Annotated in this window: 11 protein-coding genes; 6 read left to right on the top strand and 5 right to left on the bottom strand. The window is 45.3% G+C overall.

The window, feature by feature from the left end; all coding sequences use genetic code 11:
• Nucleotides 1-107 precede the first annotated feature (107 nt).
• From RYL27_RS07660 to RYL27_RS07670, 3 genes are all read right to left on the bottom strand, one after another.
• Nucleotides 108-365, bottom strand: a complete 258-nt coding sequence (locus RYL27_RS07660) for a Txe/YoeB family addiction module toxin (RefSeq protein WP_308579270.1) — start codon at nucleotides 363-365, stop codon at nucleotides 108-110.
• Nucleotides 358-627, bottom strand: coding sequence for a type II toxin-antitoxin system Phd/YefM family antitoxin (locus RYL27_RS07665; protein ID WP_314966342.1), 270 nt, complete (start codon nucleotides 625-627; stop codon nucleotides 358-360). The genes RYL27_RS07660 and RYL27_RS07665 overlap by 8 nt, the downstream gene beginning before the upstream one ends.
• Nucleotides 628-755: 128 nt before the next feature.
• Nucleotides 756-2,117, bottom strand: coding sequence for a uracil-xanthine permease family protein (locus RYL27_RS07670; RefSeq protein ID WP_314966344.1), 1,362 nt, complete (start codon nucleotides 2,115-2,117; stop codon nucleotides 756-758).
• A gap of 632 nt (nucleotides 2,118-2,749) precedes the next feature.
• On the opposite strand from RYL27_RS07670, the gene xdhA reads away from it, so the two are divergent.
• The 5 genes from xdhA to RYL27_RS07695 all read left to right on the top strand — a co-directional run bounded on the left by xdhA (nucleotide 2,750) and on the right by RYL27_RS07695 (nucleotide 11,242).
• Nucleotides 2,750-5,197, top strand: coding sequence for a xanthine dehydrogenase subunit XdhA (xdhA, locus tag RYL27_RS07675; RefSeq protein WP_314966346.1), 2,448 nt, complete (start codon nucleotides 2,750-2,752; stop codon nucleotides 5,195-5,197).
• A 155-nt stretch (nucleotides 5,198-5,352) separates the two neighbouring features.
• The gene (gene xdhB / locus RYL27_RS07680) at nucleotides 5,353-6,243 is read left to right on the top strand and encodes a xanthine dehydrogenase subunit XdhB (protein ID WP_314966348.1); all 891 of its coding nucleotides are present in this window, start codon (nucleotides 5,353-5,355) and stop codon (nucleotides 6,241-6,243) included.
• A complete protein-coding gene (gene xdhC, locus RYL27_RS07685) occupies nucleotides 6,236-6,718 on the top strand; it encodes a xanthine dehydrogenase subunit XdhC (RefSeq protein WP_314966349.1) in 483 nt (160 codons plus the stop codon). The genes xdhB and xdhC overlap by 8 nt, the downstream gene beginning before the upstream one ends.
• A gap of 371 nt (nucleotides 6,719-7,089) precedes the next feature.
• Nucleotides 7,090-9,672 (top strand): selenium-dependent xanthine dehydrogenase, encoded by a 2,583-nt coding sequence (gene xdh / locus RYL27_RS07690; RefSeq protein WP_314966357.1) that lies wholly within the window; start codon nucleotides 7,090-7,092, stop codon nucleotides 9,670-9,672.
• Nucleotides 9,673-10,042: 370 nt separating this feature from the next.
• Nucleotides 10,043-11,242 carry a glycosyltransferase family A protein gene (locus tag RYL27_RS07695; RefSeq protein ID WP_314966351.1) on the top strand — a complete coding sequence of 400 codons (1,200 nt, stop codon included), beginning with the start codon at nucleotides 10,043-10,045 and terminating at the stop codon, nucleotides 11,240-11,242.
• A 6-nt stretch (nucleotides 11,243-11,248) separates the two neighbouring features.
• Here RYL27_RS07695 and RYL27_RS07700 read toward each other — a convergent pair whose 3' ends face one another.
• On the bottom strand, nucleotides 11,249-11,815 hold the full coding sequence (locus RYL27_RS07700; protein ID WP_007157735.1) for a CD3073 family putative ECF transporter S component: 567 nt from the start codon (nucleotides 11,813-11,815) through the stop codon (nucleotides 11,249-11,251).
• A 117-nt stretch (nucleotides 11,816-11,932) separates the two neighbouring features.
• On the bottom strand, nucleotides 11,933-12,448 hold the full coding sequence (locus tag RYL27_RS07705) for a CD3072 family TudS-related putative desulfidase (protein WP_327195667.1): 516 nt from the start codon (nucleotides 12,446-12,448) through the stop codon (nucleotides 11,933-11,935).
• Between the two features lie 634 nt (nucleotides 12,449-13,082).
• Here RYL27_RS07705 and RYL27_RS07710 point away from each other — a divergent pair.
• Nucleotides 13,083-13,917, top strand: an 835-nt coding sequence (locus tag RYL27_RS07710; RefSeq protein ID WP_314966355.1) for a Spy0128 family protein, incomplete at its 3' end; no start/stop codon positions are given.

Genomic DNA, 13,917 nt, shown 5'->3' on the forward strand with positions numbered 1-13,917 from the left:
AACGCAGTTTTTCGCTTAGTATCCCCTACGTGGCGAAGCTAGCGAGAGCGTGCCCCGTTTCAGACCTATATTGCTTAGAAAATGTTTTTGATTTTACAGCGCCTTTTTTAATAATGATCCTTGCAGGAATAGATGTATAATACATCATCCTCAATAGCATAAATCAGCCGATCTTCTTCCGTGATACGTCTGGACCATTTTCCGCTAAGCTCGTATTTTAGAGCCTCCGGTTTGCCGATTCCTGAGAAGGGACTTCTTTCTATCGCCTCAATAAGGCGATGAATCTTTTTGATGGTACTTTTATTATTTTGGGCATACCAATAGAGGTAATCTTCCCACGCCTCATCGGACCAGGCTTTAATCATCTTCTTTTACCTCAAGCAAGTCATGGCTTTGGAATTGTTTTTTTCGAAATTGTGTATCTCCGCGTCGTATTTTTTCCATTAAATAAGAATTGGATAGAATTCGCAGACTTTCCTGCAAGCTGTCATATTCTCTTTTAGAGAGTACGACTACGGTATCCTCCGCATCCTTTGCGGTTACAATCAGCGCATCAGCATCTTCATTTACCTGCTTCATGTATTGCTTTAAATTCTGTCTGAAATTGGAATAGGCAACAGCTTCCATAGTTTTTCTCCTTTGAATTAGTTGTACAAAATATTGTACGACTAAAGCAAAAGAAAAGCAAGAGTAGCTCTTGCTTTTCTTTTCTGTATGCTTAACAAGTACTACCTGCAAAGCATGTAAATCTTCTTTTATTTCTCTTCTTCAACAGACTCTGTAAGCTTTGCCACCTCCATGTTTTGCGGCAAAATTGCACTTAAAATTAAAGCAACAACAAAGACTACCGCTACGACATTTTCCCCGAATACGGTCTGTACGATAGAGGGGAAGATGTGCCAGATGCTGCTCTCCGTGCTGGAGGTAAATCCGATACCTACTGCCAAGGAAAGAGAAGCGATGACGATATTTCTCTGGGTAAAGCCACAGGAAGCAATCATCTGCATTCCGGAGACTACGATGCTTCCGAACATCATGATGGTGCATCCCCCTAAAACGCTCTGGGGAAGGGAAGCAAAGAAATGTCCTACAGGGGGCAGAAGTCCTGCCAACAGCATTGCTGCTGCACCGGTGGCAATGGTGAAGCGGTTTACTACCTTGGTCATAGCGATAAGACCTACGTTCTGAGAGAAGGAGGTTACGGGAGCACATCCGAAAAGTCCGGAAATGCTGGATCCGAATCCGTCGCAAGCCAGAGAGCCGGAAATTTCCTTTTCTGTAATTTCTCTGTTTAGTCCGGAAGCCACCATGGCTGTGGTATCTCCGATGGTCTCTGCTGCGGAAACCAGGAAGATGATACAAACGGAAAGGATGGCTCCGATATTAAACTGGGGGGTAAAGGGGAAGAGTCTTGGTAAAGACACAAAGCCGTCAGAGAAAATCAGGCTTAAATCCACCTTGCCCATAAATATGGAAAGAATATATCCCACGATTAAGCCGGCCAATACGGAAAGCTGCTTCATATAGCCCTTTACGAAAATGCTCCAGCCGATGCAGGTAAGCAAAGTTACGGTGGCAATGATTAAGTTCTCTTTGGAACCGAAGTCATCTCCGTAGCCTCCGCCGAAGGAACGTGCGCCTACGGTAAAAAGGGAGAAGCCGATGGCGGTTACAACGGTTGCGGCAACGATGGGCGTAATGATTCTCTTCCAATACTTTGCCAAAAGTCCTAAAACACCTTCAAAGCAACCGCCTACGATGACCGCACCGATAACGGTGGGATAACCGAAGTTTGCGGCAATGGTGGACAGGATGGTCACGAAGGTAAAGCTTACACCCATTACGATAGGAAGCTTGGCACCAACCTTCCAGACCGGGTACAGCTGGATAAAGGTAGCGATACCTGCGGCAAACATCGCATTTTGTAAAAGCATGGCGATTTCCTGCTGGGTAAGGGCGGGCTGTGCAGCTCCTGCGATAATGGTGATAGGGGCTAGGTTGGATACAAACATGGCTAAGACATGCTGTAATCCGAAGGGGATGGCCTTTCCGATGGGCACTCTTCCGTCCAGCTTGTAAATGTTCTCCATGCGTGCTACTGACTTTTCTTGACTCATTTTTCCTCCTTCATTTGTTTGAAAAAGAAAAAAGATTCCTGAAATATCACCGGGGATGATGAATTTTCAATGGTTCAAAACTGTGCCTAAGGAGCTTCCTGATTTTCTCCTAAACAGCATTTTCCGATGTCGGACTATAGAGCGTTTCTTCCTTGAAAATGTAGCTATCCCTTTTTGTGATTTTTCATAGAAATCTTTCCTGTTTTTTCAAAAAGATAAAAAATCCTATAACAAGAATCTGGACTGTATTGTAACACCCTGTAAAGTGCTTGTCTATATTTTGACAATGCGCCAAAAATTAGACAAGTTCACGGAAATTTCTAAAAATAAAGGAAAAACCTTGGAAATATTAAAATGGCTTTTTGGCAAAAAATCCAGTAATATCAAGGTTGTAGGAAGATGCAAGGATAAGCTGTAACGGAACGGATTTTTGCCAGTCAGTACAAAAATTTAGATTATCTAAAAAATATTTTTGTTAAATCTATGACAGAAGCACCAAAAAAGCTTGGCAAAAACTGTGAATAGACTCCAGAAATGGGGAATTTTATACTTAGACAAAGCCATTCCGGAGGAAGAAGGCCTTGTATTTTCGTAACCAATGGATGCATTTGCAAACAGTCAGGAGGGTTTCCATGCGTGCAGTAGGGAAAGATAAGATTCGTGTTGATGCCTATGGAAAAGTCACAGGCGAAGCAAAGTATACTGCGGACTTAGAGCCGAAGAATATTTTGCACGGTAAGGTTTACCATTCCACCATCGGAAATGGTTTGGTAAAGAGCATTGATACCAGTGAGGCGGAGAAGGTACCGGGAGTCGTAAAGATTCTTACCTGCTTTGATGTGCCGGATATTCAATTCCCCACAGCAGGACACCCCTGGTCTGTAGAGAAAGCCCACCAGGATATCTGTGACAGAAAGCTTCTGAATCAGAGAGTCCGGATTTACGGAGATGATATTGCCTGCGTCATTGCGGAAAATGAAGTGGCCTGTGACCAGGCTCTTCGCCTTTTAAAGGTGGAGTACGAGGAGTATCCAGTGATGACCACCGTGGAGGAGGCATTGGCGGAAGGAGCTCAGGCGCTTCACCCGGACCTTCGTAAGGACAATGTTATCGTTCATAGCCACATGACTATGGGAGAGAAGGATTATACCTTTGAGGAAGGTCTGAAGAAGGCCAAGGAAGAGTACGGAGAGGAAAACATCGTCACCCACGAGCAAGTTTATGATACGCCGAAGATTTCTCACTGCCATATCGAGCTTCCTGTATCCTTTGCCTATGTGGATGTGAACGATAAGATTACCATTGTCTGCTCCACACAGATTCCCCATATCGTTCGTTTATATACAGCGATGGCTCTCGGGGTTCCTGCAGGAAGAGTTCGTATCATTAAGCCTTATATCGGCGGCGGATTCGGTAACAAACAGGACGTATTGTATGAGCCGTTAAATGCCTACATGTCCATGCAGGTGGGCGGAAGGCCGGTGCGTTTGGAGATTTCCCGTGAGGAAACCATCTACGGAACCAGAACCAGACACCAGATTACCGGACATACCAAGGCTGTGGTAACAAAGGACGGACAGATTCTTAGCAGAAAGATGGAAGCCTTTGCCAACAACGGAGGATACGCTTCCCATGGCCACGCCATCTGTGCAAACTGCGGAAATGTTTTTAAGGAATTATATATTGATAAAATCGGTACAGAGGTAGACTGCTGGACCGTTTATACCAACGCACCTACTGCGGGAGCTATGAGAGGATACGGTATTCCCCAGTCTGTATGGATTACCGAGTGCTTAACCGATGATCTGGCAAGGAAAATCGGTATGGACCCCTTGGAGATACGTTTAAAGAACTGTATTCCTGCAGGCTTTAAGGATCCGCACAATGGCATTACCTTCCACTCCTATGGATTAAAGGATTCCATGATAAGGGGTGCGGAACTTGCCAACTGGAAGGAGAAGAGAGCAGAGTACGATAAGCCTCAAAGCGGAGACAAGAGAAGAGGTATCGGTATGGCGATTTTCTGTTATAAGACCGGTGTTCATCCTATCGCTTTAGAGACTGCTGCAGCTCGTATGGTATTGAACCAGGACGGTTCCTGCCAGCTCTTTATGGGGGCTACGGAGATCGGACAGGGTGCGGATACCGTATTTACCCAGATGGCAGCAGAGGCCTCCGGTATTCGTTATGAAGATGTCTATGTATGTTCTACCCAAGACACCGATACTGCTCCCTTCGATACAGGAGCTTACGCTTCTCGCCAGACCTATGTTTCCGGTATGGCTTGTAAGAAGGTGGCGGAGGAGTTTAAGGATCGTATCTTAGACTATGCGGAATATATGTTAAACAATGCGGTACAGGATTTCTCCAAAACCGTATATGCCGAAGAGGTTACCGCTGCGGCAAAGAAGATTCGAGAGCTTCTTGACCTTTCCGAAGAGACAGAGATTTCCAAGGATTCCTTAGATCTGGTGGATTCTCAGATTGTGGAAAAGAAGAGCGGAAACCCATTACTTCCTCTTGCTATTTTGGCAGACACCGCCTTCTATTCTTTGGATAAGTCCGTGCATATTGCGGCGGAATGTACCAACCACTGTAAGAACAATACCTTCTCCTCCGGTGTATGCTATGCCGAGGTAGAGGTGGATATTCCCTTAGGACTGGTGGAGATTTTACGAATCGTGGAAGTGCATGATTCCGGAACCATCATTAACCATGATACCGCAAGGGGACAGGTTCATGGCGGAATGGCACAGAGCCTTGGCTTCGGTTTATCCGAGGATTTACTGGTGGATCCGAAGACCGGAAAGGTCTTAAATGCCAATCTCTTAGACTTTAAGATTCCTACCGCTATGGACGTTCCCGATTTGGAAGTGGATTTCGTAGAGCTGGAGGATCCTACCGGCCCCTACGGCAACAAGTCCTTGGGAGAGCCTCCTGTTATTGCAGCGGCTCCTGCGGTAAGAAACGCTATCTTACAGGCTACCGGTGTTGCCATGAATGTGGCTCCGATGACCAGCCAGAGACTCACAGATGCCTTCCGTGAGGCAGGATTAATTAAGACAATCTCTGTAGACTAAGGAAGAAAAGCGATAGGGAGGGCTTCCTCCCTATGCCGGTTTCTTCTCAAGATTGTATAGAACATAGAGGACAGGAGCTCCTGTTTTAGCCGGGGCTCCCGTCCGTAAAACACAAGAGTGATATTTATCTTTATGGTAAAGGAGAGGATAAAGACATGTTTGATTTACAGGGATTTCATGAAGCAAAGGATGTAGCGGATGCGGTGCAGGCCTTAACAGCCAATCCCAATGCGGAAATCATTTCCGGCGGAACCGATGTATTGATTCGTGTTCGTGAGGGAAAGGATGCGGGAAAGGCACTGGTGTCCATTAAAAATATTGAAGAAATTAAGGGCGTAAAGCTTTTGGACAACGGAGATCTTTTCATTGGAGCAGGAACAAGCTTTACCCACTTGACCAATGACCCTCTGGTACAGAAGCATATCCCCATGCTGGGAGAGGCGGTGGATACTGTTGGAGGTCCCCAGATTCGAAATATGGGAACCATCGGCGGAAATATCTGTAACGGGGCAACCTCCGCAGACTCCGCTGCAAGTATGCAGGTCTTAAATGCGGTTGTTTTTCTGACAGGTCCCAAGGGAGAGCGTCAGGTTCCGATTTCCGAGTTTTATACCGGCCCGGGGAAGACAGTTCGGGAGCAAAATGAGGTTTGTACCGGCTTCTTAATCAAGAAAGAAGATTATGAAGGCTTCAGCGGAAAGTACATTAAGTACGGAAAGAGAAAGGCCATGGAGATTGCCACTCTGGGCTGTGCGGTAATGGTAAAGCTGGACAAAGAGAAGAAGCATTTTGAAGAGGTGAGACTGGGCTATGGTGTAGCGGCTCCTACGCCCATTCGTTGCCCAAAGGCGGAGGAAAGCCTGATGGGCGCCTCTTGCACCGATACGGATAGAATTGAAAATTATGTAAACATCGCCCTGACAGAGGTTCGTCCCAGAAGCTCCTGGAGAGCTTCCAAGGAGTTCCGTTTACAGGTGATTTCAGAGTTGGCAAAGCGTGCTTTACAGGAAGCCATTGTTTTACAAGGAGGACAGGTCAATGCTTAAAATTATTCATTTTAAGGTGAATGGAAGAGATGTGGAACTGGCTGTAGACGAGAGAGAGTCTCTCCTGGATGCCCTGAGAGTGCGTCTTGACTTAACTTCCGTAAAGAAGGGCTGTGAGGTAGGAGAGTGCGGTGCCTGCACCGTTTTGGTAAACGGAGAGGCGGTGGACAGCTGTATCTACCTGGCGATGTGGGCAGACGGAAAGTCCGTTCTTACCGTAGAAGGTCTTAAGGGACCAAACGGAGAGCTGAATCCGGTTCAGACCGCATTTATTGAAGAAGCTGCAGTACAGTGCGGATTCTGTACTCCCGGACTGATTCTCACCGCTGTGGAGATTGTAGGAACAGGAAAGGACTACAGCAGAGACGAGTTAAGAAAGCTCATTTCCGGACATTTATGCCGTTGTACAGGTTATGAAAATATTTTAAATGCCGTAGAAAGAGTAGTGAAGGAAAATCTTCAGAAAGCAAACTAAAAAATATTTTGGTTTTTGCCTAAAAAATTGTTAGGCAAATCGCACAAAAGTTTTTGCTCTCTTTTGGAAAAAAGGGAAGTCTTTGCGGTGAGGGTGGTAACTCTCACCGCTTTCGTTTATAATCTTATTGTTAATTTGTAAACGACATAATTATTTTTTAGATTACAGGAGCGACCTAAAAAATAAAGAGATATCCTGCAGGGGTACAGATTGCGATAAGCAAGCGAAGGCTTTTCAAAATAGGGAAAAGCCTAGTCGATAAGAGAAGGAGAAATACCTTTATCTGCATTGGCCTAGGAGAGAGTAAAAAGGGAAGAGGATACCTTTGTCGTTAAATTGAGTTTAGGAAGTAGGAGATGCTTATGGAAGAGATGGATGTATTTCGTTTTATTGTAAACGGAAAAGAGGTGGAAACAAAGGAAGATAAGCCTTTGCTTCGTTTTCTTCGTGACGATTTAAAGTGCAAGTCCGTAAAAGACGGTTGCAGTGAAGGAGCCTGCGGTACCTGTACCATTTTGATTGATGGAAAGGCTGTGCGTTCCTGTATTTTGTCTACCAAAAAGGCAGTGGGAAAGAACATTGTTACCGTTGAGGGACTGAGCCTTCAGGAGAAGGAAGCCTATGTCTATGCCTTTGGACGTGCCGGCTCCGTACAGTGCGGTTTCTGTATTCCCGGTATGGTGATGAGCGCCAAGGCTTTAATTGACGTGAATCCGAATCCCACAGAAGAGGATATTAAGAAAGCCATCCGTTCCAACATTTGCAGATGCACAGGCTATAAGAAGATTATCGAAGGAATTGCGCTTGCGGCAAAGGTACTTCGGGGCGAAGAAAAGATTCAGTCCGATCTGGAGACCGGAGAAGACTTCGAGGTTGGACAGTCCGCCTTCCGTGTGGATGTTCGAGAGAAGGTTCTGGGAACCGGAGAATATCCTGATGACGTGGAAATGGATAACATGGTTTACGGTGGGGCTGTTCGTACAGAGTATCCTAGAGCCAAGATTTTGAAGATTAATACAGAGGCAGCGGAGAGCCTTCCCGGTGTTCTTGCTATCTTAAAGGCTGCAGATGTTCCCAACAACAAGGTGGGACATATTCAGCAGGACTGGGATGTTATGATTGCTGAAGGCGACACTACCCGTTGCATCGGAGACGCCCTTTGCTTAATCGTTGCAGAGACTCCTTCTATTTTAGAGGCTGCTAAGAAGCTGGTGAAGGTGGAGTACGAAGTGCTGGAGCCGGTAAGAAGCATCGCAGAGGCTAAGGCGGAAAATGCACCTAAGCTTCATCCTAACGGAAATCTTTGCCAGCAAAGACACGTAACCCGTGGAGATGCCAAGACGGCCATTGCGGGAGCAAAATATGTAGTAACCGACAGCTTTAAGACCCCCTTTACCGAGCATGCCTTCATGGAGCCGGAGTGCGCCATTGCCTTCCCTTATAAGGACGGCGTGAAGGTTTATACCAGTGACCAGGGTGTATATGACACCAGAAAAGAAATTTCCATCATGATGGGCTGGGATCCTTCCAGAATCGTGGTAGAGAATAAGCTGGTAGGCGGCGGATTCGGCGGTAAGGAAGACGTTTCCGTACAGCATATTGCCGTGCTGATGGCTTTAAAGGTGGGAAGACCGGTAAAGGTAAAGTTTACCCGTCAGGAATCCATCAACTTCCACCCCAAGCGTCATGCCATGGAGGGTACCTTTACTCTGGCTTGTGATGAAAATGGTATTTTCCAGGGCTTGGATTGTGAAATCTACTTCGATACCGGAGCCTATGCATCCCTTTGCGGACCGGTACTGGAGAGAGCTTGTACCCACTCTGTAGGTCCTTACACCTATCAGAATACCAATATCTACGGATACGGTTATTACACCAATAACCCGCCTGCAGGAGCATTCCGCGGATTCGGTGTGTGCCAAAGTGAGTATGCATTGGAAATGCTGATTGATAAGCTGGCTGAGAAGGTAGGCATTAGCCCATGGGAAATTCGTTTCCGTAATGCCATCGAGCCCGGAAAGGTTCTTCCCAACGGACAGATTGCGGATTCCTCTACAGCCCTTAAGGAAACCTTATTGGCGGTAAAGGACATTTACGAAGCCAACAAGGGCAGAGCAGGTCTTGCCTGCGCCATGAAGAATGCCGGTGTAGGTGTAGGTCTTCCGGATAAGGGAAGAGCCAGAGCGGTTATTAAAAATGGTGTGGTAGAGCTGTACACCGCGGCTTCCGATATCGGACAGGGTTGCCGTACCGTATTTATGCAGATGATGCACGACGGTACCGGCCTTCCGGTGGAGAAGATTGATCTTTCCAAGGGATCCACAGAGGATTCTCCTGACTCCGGAACCACTTCCGGATCCCGTCAGACCTTGATTACCGGTGAGGCGGTAAAGGGCTTAGCCGTAGAGCTTAAGGGAGATTTGGACAAGGTAGGCGGAGATCTTTCCGCATTGGAAGGAAAAGAATATTTCTTCGAGTTCTTTGATCCCACAGATAAGCTGGGCGCAGACCTTCCCAACCCCAAGTCCCACGTGGCTTACGCTTATGCCACCAACCTGGCGATTTTGGATGAGCAGGGACAGGTAACGGATGTATATGCTGCCCATGACTCCGGAAAGGTTGTAAACCCGGTAGCCATTCAGGGACAGATTGAAGGTGGAGTATTGATGGGAATGGGCTATGCCCTCACCGAGGACTTCCCCTTAAAGGATTGTGTACCCACTGCTAAGCTTGGTACCTTGGGACTGCTTCGTGCGAACCAGATTCCAAACATCCACGCGATCTATGTGGAGAGAGATACACCTATCCCATTTGCTTTTGGTGCGAAGGGTATCGGAGAGATTGCCAGCATTCCTATTGCTCCGGCCATTGCCAACGCATACTATGCCTTTGACCATGAGTTCAGAACCAAGCTTCCTATGGACAATACCTTCTATAGAAAGAAGAAGGCATAATCCGGTTTGTCATAAAGCTTGACATAAGAAAATAAGCTCTTGAAGAAGGGGCTGTAAAAATCAAAATAAATAGATTTTCGGCAATATAGGTCTAAATGAGGGGTAGTCTGAGCCCGGCGGTACTTACTGAAAGCGAGTAAAGCGAAGCTTGAAGTTAGTACCGCTCCGTGGCGAAGCTAGCGAGAGCGTGCCCCGAATTTAGACCTATATTGCATAGAAAACTATTTTGATTTTTACAGTCCCTTCTTCGTGAGTTAGGGAAAAAACCTGGATTATGGGAAAAAAGCTTCCGCAGAACGGTAGAAATAAAATTAATTTTTTGTTAAAATAGGAACATTATGAATCTTACCGCAATGCCAAAGGAGTAAAAATGGATAAGGAAGCATTGAAGAAAAGAATATTTGCAGAAGGAGAGAAGGCTAAGGGCGGTGTAAACCGCTTTCTGGAGGAAGAAAAGCAGGAGCTGTCTCATCAGTTGGATGGAAGGTCGGAACGCTCTCAGAATCCTGTTCGAGAGCCTGAGCAGCTTCAGAACGCGGAACAACTTCAGAACTTGAGTCTACTTCAGAATGCGGAACGAAAGGCAGAACAGCCACAGTCTATCCTTCAGAAGTCGGAAAAGTCGGGGCTTTCCTTTAAAGCGCGAAAAGCCAGAAGATGCAGATTTTTTAAGACGGCAAAGGAAAAAACCGAGGCATTTATCGAAAAAGCCGCTGCCCATGCAGAGGAAAGAGGCGGAAGGGGACTTCCGGAAAGAAAGTTTATCGCTTTAAAGAAGAGAAAAAAGGTGCTGCATGCCTTCGTGATTCCCTGCTACGGAGAATCCTCTTATTTAGAAGAATGCATTCAATCTCTTTTAAAGCAAAAAAACCCATCTCCCATTTACCTATGTACCGCAACTCCCAATGCCTTTTTAAAGAGGATTTCCAGAGAATATCGTTTGCCCCTGTTTGTCCGAAACGGAGAGCCCTCTTTGGCAAGGGATTGGAATTTTGCTTTGGAGGTAGGCAGAAAGAGAGCAAAGCTGGTGACCATTGCACATCAGGACGATTTGTATCATGAAGATTACACTAAGGCTGTGGAGCATGCCTATTCCCTCTATCCGGATGCCAGCTTGATTTTTACTGCGGTGCAGGACATTGACGGTATGGGACAGAAGCTGCCGAATGTTGCCGAGAAAGTGAAAAGAATCCTACGACTTCCCTATCATTTTACCCATCATACGGAAAAGAGCCTCTGGAAAAAGCTTCCTCTGCTTTTTGGCAACAGCATCTCCTGCCCCAGCTGTACCTATGTGACAGCACATTGCAGAAGATTATTATTCAAAAATGACTATCGTTTTATTACGGATTGGGATGCCTTCCTGCATTTGGCGGAAAAAGAGGGGCGTTTCCTCTATATCAAGAAGTCTTTGCTTTCCTATCGAAGACACGAAGAGGCGGAAACCAGAAAGCAAATGAAGAATAAAAACCGCCTGAAGGAAGAAAAGGAACAATTCCGGAAGCTTCACGGCAAGTTTTTGGGAGGTCTTTTGGCGAAGGTTTACAGCCTGTCCGGAAAATGGGCGTAACTTCTTTTAGGCCAAGCTGAGGCTTCGTTTCATAGCTTGTCTTTGTAAGAGGAGGGACACCAGTACGCAGGACAGTAATTTATCCACCAAGTTTCCACTAACAGCCCCTAGATAAACTGAAGTAAAAAGCTCTTGACCGGATTGCTTTAAGGCCATAATCACCAAGTCTGTTCCGGAACCGGTCAGTCCTCCGAAGAGGAAGATACGAATGGGAGCTCCAACCATTGGGCATAAAATGGCTAAAAGCAGTCCTGCAAGGATTGCCTTGGGAAGGCTGAAGCCCTTCTTTCCGGCTTTACTGATTAGGGCTACCACAACTGCAACCACTACATTGACCAAGGCAAAGGGGATTGCGCTGGGGCTGGCTGTAAAGCCCATCAAAAGGTTGGTGGCCACACCGGTAAGAACGCCATAGCCCATACCGTAGCATGCCGCAATGAAAATGGTGCCGATGGTATCCATAAAAAGAAGAGGTATCTTTAGCATGCTGACAAAATCTCCAAAAACTACATTTACCACCACCGCCAGAGCACAAAATAATAGGATTTTCGTATTCTTATTCAACTTGTTCATTGCAATTCTCCTTTATTAAATTCCTGCTGTATCACTTACCGTACAGCACACATTTTTTCGTCTTTTTATAGTAGAGTTTTCTTACTGCATTTCTTGAGCTTTTTTCATCTTTTTCACTTAAGCTTCAAGCTTTTCTTCTATGAAGGCAGTAAAGCGAGCTTTATATTTTTCCCATTTTTCGTCCTTCTCCTCTTCGTCATAAAATACCGGCACTTCGAAACAGGCCTGTGTCCAGTTTCTTCTTTCCATTTCTTCCATGTATTTTTCCATTAGAATTCCTGGGGGAGAGGAAAGAGAACAGCTGGGGCTTTCCTGAATCCCTAAAACTCCAATATAACTATAGCCATTTTTCTGATACTCCTCCAACTGCCAAAAAACGGACTCTAAAATTCTCCGACAATGTTCGGCATAGCCTTCCGTCTTCTCATACTCAGCCTTATTCATTGAAGGACGATTGCTTCCCAAATACAAAAGCTCCGGGCAGGGAAGCTGAATTATGCCTATTCCCCTCTCCAGGATTTCTTTTGCCAAGGGAAAAGCACCTCGAGCCCGTTCCAGACCATGCACTACAGCATTTTGATTCAAAACACAATGACTGACTACAATGATTTTCTTTGATGGATAAATAGCTATATCCTCCTTATAAACATTTTTATTCTAAATGCTTTTCCAATCTGTATGTTTTTAAAACCCTCTTCTTTAGCTTGAAAGAAAAGGGATATAAAAAAAGAAAGATGAATTATAAAGCATATTAGAGATGAAATATCAGAGATGCAAAACAGCATAGGTCTAAAACGAGGGCAATCTGAGCTCGCCGGTACTTAGTGAAAGCGAGAAATAAGTGTTTTTAACATAATTATTTTTCCACATGATACTATCAAGATTAAAAATATTTGTCCAATTTTAAAACGTAATAGAAGGTCTTGATTATTTAAAATGACTATAATTATAAAGGAACTGTAAAATTCTTAAAAAGCTCAGCAAGGGAGCAGCTTCCAGGGAAAGAGAAAAAACAAAATATTATTAAAAAGCTTATATAAAATTGCAAAATGTGCCGATAATATAATTACTTATCAGAATATTGTGAAGATAAGGGCAAAGAACTGCCAAAGAAGGCAGCTCGTAGAGAGAGTAAGAAGGACTAAGCTTAGCGGTAAAAAAGAAAGTAATTTAGGAAGAAAGTCGCTTAGGAAGAAAGTCGCTTAGAAAGAAAATCATTAATGAAGTAAGTCAGTAAAGTAGGAGGAAAGGAAAGAGGAAAGAAAGCATGAAGGGAAAAAAGAGAATACAAATTATCGGTTTTTTTCTCTGCCTTTTGTTGGGGAATTCGTTGTTTGTTCCGAAGAGCTATGCCGCCGTTGCTCCGGTAAAAGTGGAGATTCCGGTGAGTTTGTATGCCGCGGGAGATTCATTCCCGGAGGAAGAATTTACGGTGGAGCTGGAACCGGTGATATCAGGTTCTAATTTGGTGCCGGATGAGAAAGAGATTCATCTCACTTTAGGCGCAGGAAAAACAAAGGAGGAGAAACGTTTTGCCCCCATTTCCTTTTCGGAGGAGGGAATCTATCAGTACGATATTCGTCAGAAAAAGGGCGATACGGAATATATGACCTATGACGATAGGGAGTATCTGGTTTCCGTAAAAGTGGAATTGCAAAACAAGGATAGTGCGGGAAATCCAAGACCTGCCTATCTCACTGCGGTATTGATTGTAACGGATCGAAATGATCCTCTAAAGCAGGATATGAAAAGAGGAGAAATTGCCTTTCATAACCGTTATGACAAGCCGAAGCCTCCGGAGCCGGAAACGCCCCCGGAGACAGTGCCGCCGGAGCCAACTCCTCCGAATCCGAACACCCCGCCCGGACCGGGTAATCCTCCCGGGGAAAGCGGCAAGCCCCCCGCTCCCATTGTGAGCCATGATCCCGGGGTTTTAGGGGTAAAGAAGCTGGAAATTTTTAATCCGATAGTGGAGATTCCGAAGATTTGTACCAAGATTTATCGTACGGCCAGAAATGTTGCCACCGGAGATGAAAGCGGAATGTTTTTCTTCGGCGTGTCCTTCAGCCTTTCCCTTTTTGGCATCAGCCTATATTTTTATA

Origin of the sequence: Oribacterium sinus (genome assembly GCF_963537195.1) — a bacterium.
GTDB classification, from domain to species: domain Bacteria; phylum Bacillota; class Clostridia; order Lachnospirales; family Lachnospiraceae; genus Oribacterium; species Oribacterium sinus_A.

Bases quoted from the DNA above. Each gene is read 5' to 3' on its own strand.
- RYL27_RS07660 (WP_308579270.1), bottom strand. From the start codon at position 365: ATGATTAAAGCCTGGTCCGATGAGGCGTGGGAAGATTACCTCTATTGG.
- RYL27_RS07665 (WP_314966342.1), bottom strand. From the start codon at position 627: ATGGAAGCTGTTGCCTATTCCAATTTCAGACAGAATTTAAAGCAATAC.
- RYL27_RS07670 (WP_314966344.1), bottom strand. From the start codon at position 2,117: ATGAGTCAAGAAAAGTCAGTAGCACGCATGGAGAACATTTACAAGCTG.
- xdhA (WP_314966346.1), top strand. From the start codon at position 2,750: ATGCGTGCAGTAGGGAAAGATAAGATTCGTGTTGATGCCTATGGAAAA.
- xdhB (WP_314966348.1), top strand. From the start codon at position 5,353: ATGTTTGATTTACAGGGATTTCATGAAGCAAAGGATGTAGCGGATGCG.
- xdhC (WP_314966349.1), top strand. From the start codon at position 6,236: ATGCTTAAAATTATTCATTTTAAGGTGAATGGAAGAGATGTGGAACTG.
- xdh (WP_314966357.1), top strand. From the start codon at position 7,090: ATGGATGTATTTCGTTTTATTGTAAACGGAAAAGAGGTGGAAACAAAG.
- RYL27_RS07695 (WP_314966351.1), top strand. From the start codon at position 10,043: ATGGATAAGGAAGCATTGAAGAAAAGAATATTTGCAGAAGGAGAGAAG.
- RYL27_RS07700 (WP_007157735.1), bottom strand. From the start codon at position 11,815: ATGAACAAGTTGAATAAGAATACGAAAATCCTATTATTTTGTGCTCTG.